This window comes from Pseudomonas sp. UBA6699 (assembly GCF_002454615.1).
Classification (GTDB): domain Bacteria; phylum Pseudomonadota; class Gammaproteobacteria; order Pseudomonadales; family Pseudomonadaceae; genus Aquipseudomonas; species Aquipseudomonas juntendi.
The window spans coordinates 23,945-39,360 of sequence record NZ_DKJF01000020.1; the positions used below are offsets into that span (position 1 = coordinate 23,945).

General features: G+C 63.2%; 12 protein-coding genes. 1 reads left to right on the top strand and 11 read right to left on the bottom strand.

The genetic code is table 11. The features are described from left to right. Nucleotides 1–18 precede the first annotated feature (18 nt). On the bottom strand, nucleotides 19–1,236 hold the full coding sequence (argJ, locus tag B3361_RS03615; RefSeq protein ID WP_009684404.1) for a bifunctional glutamate N-acetyltransferase/amino-acid acetyltransferase ArgJ: 1,218 nt from the start codon (nucleotides 1,234–1,236) through the stop codon (nucleotides 19–21). Nucleotides 1,237–1,326: 90 nt separating this feature from the next. Next, on the bottom strand, nucleotides 1,327–4,062 hold the full coding sequence (gene secA, locus B3361_RS03620; protein ID WP_154211657.1) for a preprotein translocase subunit SecA: 2,736 nt from the start codon (nucleotides 4,060–4,062) through the stop codon (nucleotides 1,327–1,329). 390 nt (nucleotides 4,063–4,452) lie between these two features. Between secA and B3361_RS03625 the strand changes: the two genes are divergently transcribed. Continuing rightward, nucleotides 4,453–4,908, top strand: coding sequence for a DUF721 domain-containing protein (locus B3361_RS03625; protein ID WP_054905335.1), 456 nt, complete (start codon nucleotides 4,453–4,455; stop codon nucleotides 4,906–4,908). Between the two features lie 53 nt (nucleotides 4,909–4,961). Here B3361_RS03625 and lpxC read toward each other — a convergent pair whose 3' ends face one another. The 9 genes from lpxC to murD all read right to left on the bottom strand — a co-directional run bounded on the left by lpxC (nucleotide 4,962) and on the right by murD (nucleotide 15,410). After that, nucleotides 4,962–5,873 (bottom strand): UDP-3-O-acyl-N-acetylglucosamine deacetylase, encoded by a 912-nt coding sequence (gene lpxC, locus B3361_RS03630; protein ID WP_003260771.1) that lies wholly within the window; start codon nucleotides 5,871–5,873, stop codon nucleotides 4,962–4,964. Between the two features lie 112 nt (nucleotides 5,874–5,985). After that, entirely contained in the window at nucleotides 5,986–7,182 is a 1,197-nt protein-coding gene (ftsZ, locus tag B3361_RS03635) for a cell division protein FtsZ (protein ID WP_009684407.1), read from the bottom strand. A gap of 55 nt (nucleotides 7,183–7,237) precedes the next feature. Further along, nucleotides 7,238–8,500, bottom strand: a complete 1,263-nt coding sequence (ftsA, locus tag B3361_RS03640) for a cell division protein FtsA (protein ID WP_009684408.1) — start codon at nucleotides 8,498–8,500, stop codon at nucleotides 7,238–7,240. A 14-nt stretch (nucleotides 8,501–8,514) separates the two neighbouring features. Further along, complete coding sequence (locus B3361_RS03645) at nucleotides 8,515–9,384, bottom strand: cell division protein FtsQ/DivIB (RefSeq protein ID WP_029886561.1); 870 nt, start codon at nucleotides 9,382–9,384, stop codon at nucleotides 8,515–8,517. 5 nt (nucleotides 9,385–9,389) lie between these two features. Next, the gene (locus tag B3361_RS03650) at nucleotides 9,390–10,346 is read right to left on the bottom strand and encodes a D-alanine--D-alanine ligase (RefSeq protein ID WP_029886560.1); all 957 of its coding nucleotides are present in this window, start codon (nucleotides 10,344–10,346) and stop codon (nucleotides 9,390–9,392) included. Further along, entirely contained in the window at nucleotides 10,343–11,791 is a 1,449-nt protein-coding gene (gene murC / locus B3361_RS03655; RefSeq protein WP_054905336.1) for a UDP-N-acetylmuramate--L-alanine ligase, read from the bottom strand. The genes B3361_RS03650 and murC overlap by 4 nt, the downstream gene beginning before the upstream one ends. Continuing rightward, nucleotides 11,784–12,863, bottom strand: a complete 1,080-nt coding sequence (gene murG / locus B3361_RS03660) for an undecaprenyldiphospho-muramoylpentapeptide beta-N-acetylglucosaminyltransferase (protein WP_029886558.1) — start codon at nucleotides 12,861–12,863, stop codon at nucleotides 11,784–11,786. Before murG ends, murC begins: the two co-directional genes overlap by 8 nt. Next, complete coding sequence (gene ftsW / locus B3361_RS03665; RefSeq protein WP_177331337.1) at nucleotides 12,853–14,064, bottom strand: putative lipid II flippase FtsW; 1,212 nt, start codon at nucleotides 14,062–14,064, stop codon at nucleotides 12,853–12,855. The genes murG and ftsW overlap by 11 nt, the downstream gene beginning before the upstream one ends. Continuing rightward, the gene (gene murD, locus B3361_RS03670) at nucleotides 14,064–15,410 is read right to left on the bottom strand and encodes a UDP-N-acetylmuramoyl-L-alanine--D-glutamate ligase (RefSeq protein WP_054905348.1); all 1,347 of its coding nucleotides are present in this window, start codon (nucleotides 15,408–15,410) and stop codon (nucleotides 14,064–14,066) included. Before murD ends, ftsW begins: the two co-directional genes overlap by 1 nt. Nucleotides 15,411–15,416: the final 6 nt, after the last annotated feature.

Below are 15,416 nucleotides of genomic sequence, written 5' to 3' on the forward strand. Positions count from 1 at the left end.
CCCGACCCCATCACTGCATCAGGTACGGTATTCGGCGTTGATCTTCACGTACTCGTGCGACAGGTCGGTGGTCCAGATGGTTTCGCTGCACTGGCCACGCCCCAGTTCGATCCGGATCGTGATCTCTTCCTGGGCCATCACTGCCGAGCCCTGGGCTTCGGTGTAGCTGGGGCTGCGGCCGCCCTGGCTGGCGATGCACACGTTATCCAGGTAGACGTCGATCAGGCTCACGTCCAGCTCCGGCACACCGGCACGGCCCACCGCGGCGAGAATACGGCCCCAGTTGGGGTCCGACGCGAACAGTGCGGTCTTGATCAGCGGCGAGTGGGCCACTGCGTAACCCACGTCCAGGCATTCCTGGTGGTTGCCACCGCCGTTGACCTGCACGGTCACGAACTTGGTCGCACCTTCGCCGTCACGCACGATGGCCTGGGCCACGTCCATGCACACTTCGAACACGGCTTTTTTCAGGGCCTCGAACAGCGCACCACTGGCTTCGGTGACTTCTGGCAGGTTGGCCTTGCCGGTGGCGATCAGCATGCAGCAATCGTTGGTCGAGGTATCGCCATCGATGGTGATGCGGTTGAACGACTTGTTGGCGCCGTCCAGCATCAGGTCCTTGAGCACCGCCGGGGCAACCTTGGCGTCGGTGGCGATGTAGCCAAGCATGGTGGCCATGTTCGGGCGGATCATGCCGGCGCCCTTGCTGATACCGGTCACGGTCACGGTCACGCCATCGTGCTGGAACTGGCGGCTGGCGCCCTTGGGCAAGGTATCGGTGGTCATGATGCCGGTGGCCGCTTCGGCCCAGTTGTTCTCCGACAGGTTATCGAGGGCGGCCTGCAGCGCGCCTTCGATCTTTTCGACCGGCAGTGGCTCGCCGATCACCCCGGTGGAGAACGGCAGTACCGATTCGGCGGGTACGCCGGCCAGTTCAGCCAGCTTGGCGCAGGTGCGTTCGGCGGCTGCCAGCCCAGGGGCGCCGGTACCGGCGTTGGCATTACCGGTGTTGGTCAACAGGTAGCGCACGGTGCCCTGTACACGCTGCTTGGAGAGGATCACCGGTGCCGCGCAGAACGCGTTGAGGGTGAACACGCCCGCCACGCTGGAGCCTTCGGCGCAGCGCATGACCACCACATCCTTGCGCCCAGGACGCTTGATGCCGGCAGAAGCGATGCCGAGTTCAAAACCCGCAACCGGGTGCAGGGTGGGCAAAGGACCAAGACCAACAGCCATTAGAGCGCTCCTAGAAAATTCGGTGGATGTACAAAAAACGGGGCCGCAAAGCGGCCCCAGGATGTATCAGGTTACAACACCCAGGTCAGATCATTCGATCTGCCCGTGGCAATGCTTGAACTTCTTGCCCGAACCACACCAGCAAGGCTCGTTGCGGCCCAGCTTCTGCTCGTTGCGCACCGGCGCCGAGGCAACGGCCACTTCGGTCTCCTCCTCGCTCAGCTGCTCGCCTTCCAGGCCAGGGGCTGGGGCGTGCTCGAACTGCATGCGGCTGGCCAGCTCCTCGGCCTCGCGGCGCAGGCGAGCTTCCTCTTCGACCGGGTCTTCGCGGCGTACCTGAACGTGCGACAGCACGCGGATGGTATCGCGCTTGATCGACTCCAGCAGTTCCTGGAACAGGCTGAACGACTCGCGCTTGTACTCCTGCTTGGGGTTCTTCTGCGCATAGCCACGCAGGTGAATACCGTGGCGCAAGTGGTCCATGGTCGACAGGTGGTCTTTCCACAGGTCGTCCAGCACACGCAGCAGAATCTGCTTCTCGAAGGTACGCAGGGCGTCGAGGCCGGCCTGGTCTTCTTTCTCGGTGTAGGCCGTGGTGATCTCGTTCAGCAGCTTCTCGCGCAGCGTCTCCTCGTAGAGGTGATCGTCTTCGTCGAGCCACTGCTGGATCGGCAGCTTGATGGCGAAGTCGCTGGCCAGCGATGCCTCCAGGCCGGCCACGTCCCACTGCTCGGGCAGCGACTGCGGCGGAATGTGCTGGCTGATGGTAGCGTCGAGGACTTCCTTGCGGAATTCGACGATGGTGTCGCCAATGTTCTCGGCCGCCAGCAGGCTGTTGCGCATGTGGTAGATCACCTTGCGCTGCTCGTTGGCCACGTCGTCGTATTCAAGCAACTGCTTGCGGATGTCGAAGTTGCGGCCTTCGACCTTGCGCTGCGCCTTCTCGATGGCATTGGTGACCATGCGGTGTTCGATGGCCTCGCCCGCCTGCATGCCCAGGGCCTTCATGAAGTTCTTCACTCGGTCGGAGGCGAAGATACGCATCAGGCTGTCTTCCAGCGACAGGTAGAAGCGGCTGGAGCCCGGGTCCCCCTGACGGCCGGAACGGCCACGCAACTGGTTGTCGATACGGCGCGACTCGTGGCGCTCGGAGGCGATCACGTGCAGGCCACCGGCCTCGATCACCTGCTGGTGACGCTTCTGCCAGTCGGCCTTGATCTGGGCGATCTGCTCGGCGGTCGGGTTTTCCAGGGCGGCCACTTCGGCTTCCCAGTTACCGCCCAGCAGGATGTCGGTACCACGGCCGGCCATGTTGGTGGCGATGGTCAGGGCACCCGGCGCACCTGCCTGGGCGATGATTTCGGCTTCTTTCTCGTGGTACTTGGCGTTCAGTACCTTGTGGTCGATACCTTCTTTCTTCAGCAGGTTCGACATGTGTTCGGACGTTTCGATGGTCGCGGTACCAACCATAATCGGCCGGCCCTGCTTCATGCTTTCCTTGATGTCGGCAATGATCGCGGCGTACTTCTCGTCGGCGGTCAGGTACACCAGGTCGTTGAAGTCCTTGCGCGCCAGCGGCTTGTTCGGCGGGATGACCATCACGTTCAGCGCGTAGATCGACTGGAACTCGAAGGCTTCGGTGTCGGCGGTACCGGTCATGCCGGACAGCTTGGTGTACAGGCGGAAGTAGTTCTGGAAGGTGGTCGAGGCCAGGGTCTGGCTCTCGGCCTGGATGTTCAGGTTTTCCTTGGCCTCGATGGCCTGGTGCAGACCTTCGGACAGGCGCCGGCCCGGCATGGTCCGGCCGGTGTGCTCGTCGATCAGCAGTACCTGGCCGTCCTGGACGATGTACTCGATGTTGCGGTGGAACAGCTTGTGCGCGCGCAGGCCGGCATACACGTGGGTCAGCAGGCCCAGGTTATGCGCCGAGTACAGGCTCTCGCCTTCAGCCAGCAACCCGGCCTGGGTCAGCATCTCTTCGATGAACTGGTGACCGGCCTCGTTGAGCTCGACCTGGCGGCTCTTCTCGTCGATGGTGAAGTGGCCTTCCTGAGTGACCTGGCCTTCGACTTCTTCGATGTGCTGGGTCAGGCGCGGGATCAGGCGGTTGATCTCGATGTACAGCTTGGAGCTGTCTTCGGCCTGGCCGGAGATGATCAGCGGGGTACGCGCTTCGTCGATGAGAATGGAGTCCACTTCGTCGATCACGGCGAAGTTCAGTTCACGCTGGAACTTCTCGTCCTGGCTGAACGCCATGTTGTCGCGCAGGTAGTCGAAACCGAATTCGTTGTTGGTGCCGTAGGTGATGTCGGCCGCATAGGCAGCACGCTTTTCTTCCGGCGGCTGGAAGGCCGATACGATACCGACCGACAGGCCGAGAAACTCGTACAGCGGGCGCATCCAGTTGGCGTCGCGGCGGGCCAGGTAGTCGTTGACGGTAACCACATGCACGCCCTTGCCGGACAGTGCGTTGAGGTACACGGCCAGGGTACCGACCAAGGTCTTGCCTTCACCGGTACGCATTTCTGCGATCATGCCTTCGTGCAGGGTCATGCCGCCAATCAACTGAACGTCGAAGTGGCGCATGCCCATCACGCGCTTGCCGGCCTCGCGGGCCACGGCAAAGGCTTCGGGCAACAATTGGTCCAGTGTCTCGCCTTTGGCCAGGCGCTCCTTGAACTCTGCAGTCTTGCCCCGCAGTTGCTCGTCGGAGAGGGCCACCATCTTCTCTTCGAAGGCATTGACGATACTCACCGTCTTGAGCATGCGTTTTACTTCACGCTCGTTCTTGCTTCCAAAAAGTTTTTTTAACAAAGGCGCAAACATATCGGCAGGATCTTCCACACGTAGGGATGGAGGGCGGCCCCATGAGTCGCCCGTGCAGCCCTGAGGCCGCATGCGAACGAGCATTCTACCCGGAAACGATGGTGAGGAAAGTGGTGGATTTCCACGATGCTGGCACAGCGCTTTGGCAGGGGCTTGGTTTAGATAGGGGCATTTTCCCTGAGTTCAAGGTTTGGCAACATGAAAGGTATCGAGAACCAGTCTTATCTTGCGTTGCCTGTGCTGGCCTCTTCGCGGGCACGCCCGCTCCCACAGGATCACTACAGGCCTGAGTGTTGCGCAATCCCTGTGGGAGCGGGCGTGCCCGCGAAGCGGCCAGCACAGGTTCTACAGGTGTTAAACTGCCGATCTTGTAACCTCATGCGTACCCCCATGGCCTACAAACCCTCCCCCGCCCAGCCACCCTCGGCCCTGCTGCGCCAGGTGCGCCCGCTGCGCCTGCTGCTGAACCACGCCGAACGCCTGGAACACCTGCAGCGCCTGCTGGAAAGCCAGCTGCAACCGGCTGCCCGCGAGCATTGCCACGTGGCCTCATGGCGCGATGGCACCTTGTTGCTGGTGGTGACCGATGGCCATTGGGCTACCCGCCTGCGCTACCAGCAGAAGCGCCTGCTGGCCGCATTGCAGGCCATGGAAGCCTTTGGCAACCTCCGGCGCATCCTCTACAAGGTGCAGCCGCCCCTGGTACCGGCCAAACGCGGCGGGCATGCTGCCGAGCTGTCCACCAGCGCCGCGGCAAGCCTGCGTGACACCGCCGAGGGCATCGCCGACCCCAAGCTGCGCGCTGCACTGGAGCGCTTGGCCGCCCACGCTGGCGACAAGCAATAAAAAAGGCCACCCGAAGGTGGCCTTGATTACAACACTAGAGAGAGTGTTCGAACTTACACGGCCGCAACAGGGCGCATGTACGAGATCGGTGCCGTACTGGCATCTTCGAACGTGACCACTTCCCAGGCATCGGTTTCGGCAATCAGCTTGCGCAACAGCTGGTTGTTCAGCGCATGGCCGGACTTGTAGCCCTTGAACTCGCCGATCAGGCTGTTGCCCAGCAGGTAGAGGTCGCCAATGGCGTCGAGGATCTTGTGCTTGACGAATTCGTCATCGGAACGAAGGCCGTCTTCGTTGAGCACACCTGTCTCGTCGACCACGATGGCATTCTCGACACTGCCACCCAACGCAAGGTTGTGCTTGCGCAGGTACTCGATGTCACGCATGAAACCGAACGTGCGGGCGCGGCTGACTTCCTTCACGAACGAGGTGCTGGAGAAGTCGACAACCGCGCTCTGGGTCTGGCCCTTGAGGACCGGGTGATCGAAGTCGATCTCGAAGCTCACCTTGAAACCGTCGAAAGGCAGGAAAGTGGCGCGCTTGTCGCCCTCTTCCACAGTCACCTCACGCAGGATGCGGATGAACTTCTTGGCTGCGTCCTGTTCTTCCAGGCCGGCAGACTGAATCAGGAATACGAAGGGACCGGCGCTGCCATCCATGATCGGCACTTCCGAGGCGGAGAGCTCGACGTAGGCGTTATCGATGCCCAGGCCCGCCATGGCGGAGAGCAGGTGCTCGACCGTATCGACCTTGACGTCACCGTTGACCAGCGTCGTCGACATGGTGGTCTCGCCGACGTTGGCCGCACGCGCAGGGATCTCGACCACAGGGTCGAGGTCGGCGCGGCGGAAGACGATGCCGGTGTCAACAGGTGCAGGCTTGAGGGTCAGGTAAACCTTCTCCCCGGAGTGCAGGCCGACACCTGTGGCACGGATGGTATTCTTCAGGGTGCGTTGTTTAATCATGGCATTGGCCGCTTCAGCGCAAATTGCGAACAGGTATCAACAAAGGCTGGGGATGATAACAGACCCAACCTTTGATGAATACCAATCACCTTTATACCCCTGATAAATTCCATTAATCAGCCTGACGACGCAGGAATGCCGGGATATCCAGGTAATCCAGGTCATCCTGAGGGTTCATTTTCGCGGCTGCCGCAGCACCGGCGTGGGCCTGGTTGCGCATTACGGTCGGGCGCTCCAGGTCACGGTAGTTCACGGCTGGCTGCTCCTGACGAACTGGCGCCGGGTTGGACGCTTCGTACGCCTGCTGGGCAGTCTGCAGGGTGTTGTCGACCACTTTCACAGGCTTCTCGATACGCGCGCCCAGGCCGGTGGCCACAACGGTCACGTGCAGTTCGTCACGCATGTCCGGATCGATCACGGTACCGACCTTGACCATGGCGTGGTCAGAGGCGAAGGCTTCGATGATGCTACCCACGTCGGAGTATTCACCCAGCGACAGGTCCGGGCCAGCGGTGATGTTCACCAGGATGCCGCGGGCGCCCTGCAGGTTGACATCTTCCAGCAGCGGGTTGCGGATGGCTGCTTCGGTGGCTTCGCGTGCACGGTTCGGGCCGCTGGCGCAACCAGTACCCATCATCGCCATGCCCATTTCACCCATGACGGTGCGCACGTCGGCGAAGTCGACGTTGATCATGCCCGGGCGCTTGATGATGTCGGAGATACCGCGCACGGCACCGGCCAGTACATCATCGGCTTTGGCGAAGGCGGACAGCAGGCTGGCATCCTTGCCCAGGATGGTCAGCAGTTTCTCGTTGGGGATGGTGATCAACGAGTCGACGCTTTCAGCCAGCATGCGGATGCCTTCATCGGCGATCTGCATGCGCTTGCGGCCCTCGAACGGGAACGGACGGGTCACCACGGCTACGGTGAGGATGCCCATTTCCTTGGCCACTTCGGCGATGATCGGTGCAGCACCGGTACCGGTACCGCCGCCCATGCCAGTGGTGATGAACACCATGTTGGTGCCTTGCAGTACTTCGGCGATGCGCTCACGGTCTTCCAGTGCGGCCTGACGGCCGACTTCCGGATTGGCGCCAGCACCCAGGCCCTTGGTCACGCCAGTGCCCAATTGCAGGATGGTGCGTGCACCAATGTTTTTCAGGGCCTGAGCATCCGTGTTGGCGCAGATGAATTCCACGCCTTCGATGCTGCTCTTGACCATGTGGTTGACGGCGTTGCCGCCACCACCACCAACGCCGATCACTTTGATGACCGGGCTTTGCGGGACGTTGTCTACGAGCTCGAACATTTTCCCTCTCCTTACAGTTCTCTAGTTGTTGCGCCTACCACTACTGCTTTGAAACTTAGAAGTTGCCCTGTACCCAGCGCTTGAAGCGTTCAAGCACTGGGGCCTTCGGTTCATCGCCATAGCTGTTGTTGCTGCTGTTGCTGCTGCCGGTCAGGACCATGTCCTCGGACTGCTTGAGCAGGCCGTAGGTGAGCAAGCCCACGCCGGTGGAATAAATGGGGTTGCGAACCACGTCGCTCAGGCCCCGAACGCTGTGCGGTACGCCCAGGCGTACCGGCATGTGGAAGATTTCCTCGGCCAGTTCCACGGCACCTTCCATCTTCGCGGTACCGCCGGTGAGGACGATGCCCGCTGGCACCAGGTCCTCGTACCCGCTGCGGCGCAGTTCGGCCTGGATCAGGGTGAAGAGCTCGTCGTAACGCGGCTCCACCACCTCGGCCAGGGCCTGACGCGACAGCTCGCGCGGTGGGCGGTCGCCCACGCTCGGCACCTTGATGGTCTCGCCAGCGCCCGCCAGTTTGGCCAGGGCGCAGGCGTAGCGGATCTTGATTTCTTCGGCGTACTGGGTCGGGGTACGCAGGGCCATGGCGATGTCGTTGGTCACCTGGTCGCCGGCAATCGGAATGACAGCGGTGTGGCGGATCGCGCCTTCGGTGAAGATGGCGATGTCGGTGGTACCGCCACCGATGTCGACCAGGCACACGCCCAGTTCCTTTTCATCGTCGGTGAGCACCGAATAGGCCGAAGCCAACTGCTCGAGGATGATGTCGTCGATTTCCAGGCCGCAGCGGCGCACGCACTTTTCGATGTTCTGTGCCGCGTTGACCGCGCAGGTCACCACGTGAACCTTGGCTTCCAGACGCACGCCAGACATGCCCAGCGGCTCGCGGACGCCTTCCTGGTTGTCGATCACGTAGTCCTGCGGCAGGGTGTGCAGCACGCGCTGGTCTGCCGGAATGGCCACCGCCTGGGCCGCGTCCAGTACCCGCTCCAGGTCGGCCAGGCTGACCTCGCGGTCACGGATGGCGACGATGCCGTGGGAGTTCAGGCTGCGGATATGGTTACCGGCGACGCCCACGAACGCCGAGTGGATGCGGCAGCCGGCCATTAGCTGCGCTTCTTCGACGGCGCGCTGGATCGATTGCACGGTCGACTCGATGTTCACCACCACGCCTTTTTTCAGGCCGCGGGACGGGTGTGTGCCGATACCGACGATCTCCAGGGTACCGTCTTCGCCCACTTCGCCGACCAGCGCCACCACCTTGGAGGTGCCAATATCCAGCCCGACGATCATTTTGCCGCTATGCGCGTTTGCCATGGTCCTGCCTCTCTCTAATTCTTCGCAACGGCGGGTTGGGCCGTCGTCGGTGCAATCGGTTCCCGCCAACCAACGGCAAGTCCGTTGGAATAACGCAGATCAATGCGGGCGATAGTGCTGATCTGGTCTTTGAGTGTCTTGTCGTAAATGGCAATGAAACGGCGCATCTTCTCCACCAGATGGTCGCGCCCCAGCAGCAGCTCGATGCCCGGCCCGGCGCTGCTCGCGCCAGTGGTCAGGAACCAGCTGCCTCGCTCGCGCAGCTCCAGGCGAGCGATGGAAAAGCCCAAGGGGCGCAGCATCTGGCTCAATACCTGATACTGCTGCATGACTTGTTGCTGGGCACGCTGCGGCCCGGCAAGCTGCGGCAGGTGCTCATAGTTGGCCAGCTCACGCGGGGTGAATGCCTGGCCCTGGTTGTTGAGCAAGGCTTCGTCGCCCCAGCGCGCCACCGGCAGCTGTTCTTCCAGGCGGATGACCACCTCGTCAGGCCACACCCGGCGCACTTCGGCGTGGGCGATCCAGGGCATCTGTTCGAGCTCCGCACGCATCGCCGGCAGGTCGACACTGAAGAAGCTCGCGGCCACGTAAGGGGCGATACGCTGCTGCACCGACTGCTGGCTGATGTAGGTGAGGTCGCCCTGCACATCGATCTTGGCGATGGGCCGGTCGGCATAAGGCATCAGGCGGATGGCCCCTTCGTAGGCACCGAAGCCTGCTGCCACCAGCAATACCGGCCACAGCAGGCGCTTCAGGCCGCCGAGGCTGGGCCGCGGCAGGCGCGCCGATACGGGCTCGTCGGCCACCAGCCTGCTGGCACCACGCGGCACCGGCTTGCTACGGCCGGTTACGGGTTGCTGCTGACGTATCATTGCGCCTTGCATGATGATTAACCTCGCGTCGCCACGCTTTCGGCCAGGATTGCCAGCACCAGTTGCTGGAAGTCCAGGCCAGCCGCGCGGGCCGCCATGGGCACCAGGCTATGATCGGTCATGCCGGGTGCGGTGTTTACTTCGAGCAGCCAGAACCGGCCTTGCTCGTCCTGCATCACGTCCAGCCGCCCCCAGCCCTCGATGCCAACGGCATCACAGGCACGGGCGGTCAGGTCGATCAGTTCCTGTTCCTTGGCGCTATCCAGGCCGCACGGAATGCGGTACTGGGTATCGTTGGCGATGTACTTGGCGTCGTAGTCGTAGAACACGTGCGGTGTACCCAGGGCGATCGGCGGCAGCACCTGGCCGCGCAGCACCGCAATGGTGAACTCCGGGCCGTGGATCCACTGCTCTACCAGTACCTGGGAATCGTACTGGGCAGCGTCTTGCCAGGCGGCGATCAGTTCCTCGGCGCTGTTCACCTTGGCCATGCCGATGCTAGAGCCTTCATGGGCGGGTTTGACGATCAGCGGGAAGCCCAGTTCCGTACTGGCCTGCAAACAATCGCTTTCACTCGCCAGCACCGCGTGGCGCGGGGTAGGAATGCCCAGGCTCTGCCACACCTGCTTGGTACGCAGCTTGTCCATGGCCAGGGCCGAAGCGAGGATGCCGCTACCGGTATAAGGGATGCCCAGGCACTCCAGCAGCCCCTGCATGCTGCCATCCTCACCGCCACGGCCGTGGAGGATGATGAAGGCGCGGTCGATCTTCTCGTTCTGCAGGCGGTCGAGCAGGTCGTCACCGACGTCGATGGCAACGACGTCCACACCGGCGGTGGTCAGCGCATCGATCACGGCGGCGCCGGACTTGAGCGACACTTCGCGCTCGGCACTCTTGCCGCCGTACAGCACGGCAACGCGGCCAAACGCTTTCACGTCGAGGGTAGAGTGCAGCTTGTCGTAGGCGCTGGTCATTTCGACTTCTCCTGCTTGGCGCCAGCGAACAGCGGGCTTTTCATCAGTTGCGGGGCCAGGCCGCCAACGTCACCGGCACCCTGGCAGAGCAGGATGTCGCCAGCGCGCAGCAACGGCTTGACCAGTGGCGCCAGCTCGGCGCCACGTTCGATGTAGATCGGGTCGAGCTTGCCGCGCTGGCGAATGCTGTGGCACAGCTGCCGGCTGTCGGCACCGGGGATTGGCTCTTCGCCAGCCGGGTACACCTCCATCAGCAGCAGCACGTTGGCATCGCCCAGCACCTGAACGAAATCGTCGTACAGGTCGCGGGTGCGGCTATAGCGGTGCGGCTGGTAGACGATCACCAGGCGGCGGCTTGGCCAGCCACCACGCACAGCCTTGATCACGGCGGCCACTTCGGTCGGGTGGTGGCCGTAGTCATCGACCAGCATCACGCTGCCGTCTTCGACCGGCAGCTCGCCGTAAACCTGGAAGCGACGGCCAACGCCCTGGAAGCCGGAAAGGCCCTGCACGATGGCTTCGTCAGCGATGCCTTCGTCAGTGGCAATGGCGATGGTGGCCAGGGCATTGAGCACGTTGTGGTTGCCCGGCATGTTCACCGACACGTCCAGCGGCTCGCAGTCGCGGCGCAGCACGGTGAAATGGGTCTGCATACCCTGCTGGCGCACATTGATGGCGCGGATGTCGGCCTCTTCGCTGAAACCGTAGGTCACGGTCGGGCGCTTCACCTGCGGCAGAATCTCGCGTACCACCGGGTCGTCCAGGCACATCACCGCCAGGCCATAGAACGGCAGGTTGTGCAGGAATTCGACGAAGGTTTTCTTCAGTTTGTTGAAGTCGCCTTCATAGGTCGCCATGTGGTCGGCGTCGATGTTGGTGACCACAGCCACCATCGGCTGCAGGTGCAGGAAGCTGGCATCGCTTTCATCGGCTTCGGCGATCAGGTAGCGGCTGGTGCCCAGCTGGGCATTGGTGCCGGCCGCGGTCAGGCGACCACCGATGACGAAGGTCGGGTCCAGACCGCCTGCGGCGAATACCGAGGCCAGCAGGCTGGTGGTGGTGGTCTTGCCGTGTGTACCGGCGACTGCCACACCATGGCGGTAGCGCATCAGTTCGGCGAGCATCTCGGCACGCGGTACCACCGGAATGCGCCGCTCGAGGGCGGTGGCCACTTCCGGGTTGGCCGGGTTGATGGCGCTGGAAACCACCAGCACATCGGCAGTGGCAGCGTTCTCGGCACGGTGACCGACGAAGATCTCGGCACCGAATGACTCCAGGCGCTCGGTGACCGGCGAGGCTTTCAGGTCGGAACCGGACACTTCATAGCCCAGGTTCAGCAACACTTCGGCAATGCCGCACATACCCACGCCGCCGATACCGACGAAGTGAATGCGACGGATACGACCCATTTTCGGCTGGGGCATGGCTTTCTGGCTCTCAACCATGGGCCACCTCCAGGCAGATATCGACCACGGTGCTGGTTGCTGCAGGTTTGGCCAGGCGCCGAGCGGTACCTGCCATGACATTGAGTTTCTCGGGTTGCATCAGCACCTCATTCAGGCGTTCAGCGAGCTGCGCTGCGCCAGTTGTCGCTTGTGGCATCAGGAAGGCAGCACCTTCGCGAGCCAGATATTGGGCGTTGTGGGTCTGGTGATCGTCGATTGCGTGAGGCAACGGCACCAGCACCGAAGGCAGGCCTGCCGCCGCCAGCTCGCTGACGGTTAGCGCACCCGCCCGACACACCACCATGTCGGCCCAGCCATAGGCTTGGGCCATGTCCTTGATGAAAGGCTCGACCTGAGCCTCGACGCCGGCCTCGTGATAACGCTCGGCGGTGATCTGCGCGTGCTGCTTGCCGGCCTGGTGAAACACCTCGGGCCGCACGGCAGCAGGCACTTCGGACAGGGCCTTAGGCAACAATTTGTTCAATGGTTCCGCCCCCAGGCTGCCGCCCAGCACCAACAGCCGTGCCCGGCGTTCGGCCAGGGGCGCGCGCGGCGCATCCAGGAACAACTCGGGGCGCACCGGGTTGCCGGTGGTGCGGCGCTTGTCGCTGGCCTCGAAGGTGTTCGGGAACGCCTCGCAAACCCGCGCAGACAGCGGCACCAGCAAGCGGTTGGCGGTACCGGCGCGGGCGTTCTGCTCATGGATCACCAGCGGCACGCCACACAGCCGCGCGGCCACGCCGCCGGGGCCGGTCACATAACCACCAAAGCCAAGCACGCACACCGGCTTGAGCTGGCGAATGATCCGCCTTGCCTGGAGAACGGCCTTGACCAGGGTCAAGGGTGCCTTGAGCAACGACAGCTTGCCTTTGCCGCGCAGGCCGCTGACCTGGATCAGGTGCAGCGGCAGGCCGGCCTGGGGCACCAGTTCATTCTCGATGCCGCGCGGGGTGCCCAGCCAGTGCACGCTGTACCCGCGCGCCTGGAACTCACGGGCGCAGGCCAGGGCCGGGAACACGTGCCCGCCGGTACCGCCGGCCATGATCAGTACGTTCTTGCCGTCAGCGGCCATGACTGGTCTCCTCGGCAAAATCGCTTTCGCTGAATTCGTGCTCCTCGCTGCCCAGGTGCGTACGGCTTTCCCACTCGATACGCAACAACAAGCCCACGCAAGCACAACAGATGACCAGCGAGCTGCCCCCGTAGCTGAGGAACGGCAGGGTCAGGCCTTTGGTCGGCAGCAAGCCGACATTCACCCCGATGTTGATCAGGAACTGGCCGATCCACAGGAAGGCCAGGCCGAACGCCATGTACGCGGCGAAGAACTGCTTGGCCTTCTCCGCCCACAGGCCGATGTACAGGGCGCGGACGGTCACGAACACGAACAGGGCGATGGTCACCAGCGAGCCGACCACGCCCAGCTCTTCGGCCAGTACCGAGAACACGAAGTCGGTGTGCGCTTCAGGCAGGTAGAACTGCTTCTGCACGCTGTTGCCCAGGCCAACGCCCAGCCACTCGCCACGGCCGAACGCGATCAACGCCTGGGTCAACTGGTAACCGGAGCCGAACTGGTCGGACCATGGGTCAGTAAAGGTGATCAGGCGCGCCATGCGGTAAGGCTGCGCCTGCACCAGAACGAACACCGCCAACACTGCCAGCAGCACCATGAGGCTGAAGCGGAACAGCCCGACACCGCCAAGGAACAACATGGCCGCGGCCGCGCCCATCATCACCACGGTGGCGCCGAAGTCCGGTTCCATCAGCAGCAGCGCAGCCATCGGCAGCAACACGATGAAGGGTTTGAAGAAGCCCATCCAGGTCTCGCGGACTTCGGTCTGGCGGCGCACCAGGTACCCGGCAAGGTAGACCACCACGAACACCTTGGCGATTTCCGAAGGCTGCACGTTGAAGAAGCTGAAGCCGATCCAGCGCATGGAGCCGTTCACTTCGCGGCCGATCCCCGGCACCAGCACCAGCACCAGCAAGCCGAAGGCGCCCAGCAACATGAGGAAGCCCATGCGCTGCCAGGTGGCGATCGGGATCATCAGGGTCGCACCACAAGCCACCAGGCCCAGGAACACGTACACCAGGTGGCGGAACATGTGGTACAGCGGGTTGCCCGACTGCGCTGCAGCCACTTCCGAGGAGGCCGAGGTGATCATCACCAGGCCCAGGCCGAGCAAGGCCAGGCAGCCGGCCAGCATCGCGAAGTCGAGGTCGATGCCACGGCCGCTGATCAGCGGCGACGGATACGGCTTGAGCACACCGAAGATCATGCCAGGGCCCCCGCTGCCTGGGCGAACAGCCGCCCGCGTTCTTCGAAGTTCCGGAACATGTCGAGGCTGGCGCAGGCTGGCGACAACAGCACGGCATCCCCGGCCCGGGCCAGGTCGGCGCACTGTTGCACGGCGTCGTCGAGGGTTTTTACCCGCACCAGCGGCACGTCATCACCCAAGGCTTGGGCAAGGCGCTCGGCATCACGGCCCAGCAACACCACGGCGCGGCAAAACCGCTTGACCGGTTCACGCAGGGCGCCGAACTCGGCGCCTTTGCCGTCGCCACCTGCGATCAACACCAGCTTGCCCTCGATATCGGCCCCCAGGCCTTCGATGGCGGCCAATGCAGCACCGACATTGGTGGCCTTGGAATCGTCGTACCAGTTCACGCCGTCACGCTCGCGCACCCACTGGCAACGGTGGGCCAGGCCCGCGAATTCGCGCAGCGCTTCGAGCATCGGCTCGAACGGCAACCCGGCAGCATGGCCCAAGGCCAACGCCGCCAGTGCATTGCTCTGGTTATGGGCGCCGCGAATCTTCAGCTCGCGCACCGGCAGCAATGCCTGAAATTCGAACGCCAGGTATTTCTCGCCATCCACTTCGCGCAGGCCGAATGCCTTGAAGTCTGGTTGGTTGAGGCCGAAGGACCAGCAAGGTCGGCCTTCTACCGGCAGTGGCCGGCTCAGGGCGTCCTGGCGGTTCACGACCACCTGCCTGGCACCGCGGAAGATGCGGTGCTTGGCCAGGTGATAGGCCGGCAGGCCGCTGTAGCGGTCCATGTGGTCTTCGCTGATGTTCAGCACGGTGGCCACTTCGGCATTGAGCTGGTCGGTGGTTTCCAGCTGGAAGCTCGACAGCTCCAGCACGTACAGCTCGACGTCGTCGGCCAGCAGGTCCAGTGCCGGGGTCCCCAGGTTACCGCCCACGGCCACGCGCTTGCCGGCTTTGGCTGCCATTTCACCCACCAGCGTGGTCACGGTGCTCTTGGCGTTGGAACCGCTGATGGCGATGATCGGCGCCTTGGCATGGCGGGCGAACAGCTCGATATCCCCCGACAGTTGCACGCCCCGCGCTGCGGCCTGCTGCAGGGCCGGGGTAGCCAGGGCCAGGCCAGGGCTCACGTACAGCTCGTTGGCGCGGCACAGGAAGTCCACGTCCAGTTCACCACAACGCACTTCCACCTGCGGGTAATCACGGCGCAGGGTGTCCAGTTCCGGCGGTTGCTCGCGGGTGTCGGCGACCGCAAAGGCAATGCCCCGGCTCGCCAGGAAGCGAACCAGGGACATGCCGCTCTTGCCGAGGCCGACAACGATGCGGAATTGGTCGGAAGCGATCAAAGACACGCTCAT

Bases quoted from the DNA above. Each gene is read 5' to 3' on its own strand.
- murC (WP_054905336.1), bottom strand. From the start codon at position 11,791: ATGGTTGAGAGCCAGAAAGCCATGCCCCAGCCGAAAATGGGTCGTATC.
- ftsZ (WP_009684407.1), bottom strand. From the start codon at position 7,182: ATGTTCGAGCTCGTAGACAACGTCCCGCAAAGCCCGGTCATCAAAGTG.
- B3361_RS03650 (WP_029886560.1), bottom strand. From the start codon at position 10,346: ATGACCAGCGCCTACGACAAGCTGCACTCTACCCTCGACGTGAAAGCG.
- secA (WP_154211657.1), bottom strand. From the start codon at position 4,062: ATGTTTGCGCCTTTGTTAAAAAAACTTTTTGGAAGCAAGAACGAGCGT.
- lpxC (WP_003260771.1), bottom strand. From the start codon at position 5,873: ATGATTAAACAACGCACCCTGAAGAATACCATCCGTGCCACAGGTGTC.
- ftsA (WP_009684408.1), bottom strand. From the start codon at position 8,500: ATGGCAAACGCGCATAGCGGCAAAATGATCGTCGGGCTGGATATTGGC.
- argJ (WP_009684404.1), bottom strand. From the start codon at position 1,236: ATGGCTGTTGGTCTTGGTCCTTTGCCCACCCTGCACCCGGTTGCGGGT.
- B3361_RS03645 (WP_029886561.1), bottom strand. From the start codon at position 9,384: ATGCAAGGCGCAATGATACGTCAGCAGCAACCCGTAACCGGCCGTAGC.
- B3361_RS03625 (WP_054905335.1), top strand. From the start codon at position 4,453: ATGGCCTACAAACCCTCCCCCGCCCAGCCACCCTCGGCCCTGCTGCGC.
- murG (WP_029886558.1), bottom strand. From the start codon at position 12,863: ATGGCCGCTGACGGCAAGAACGTACTGATCATGGCCGGCGGTACCGGC.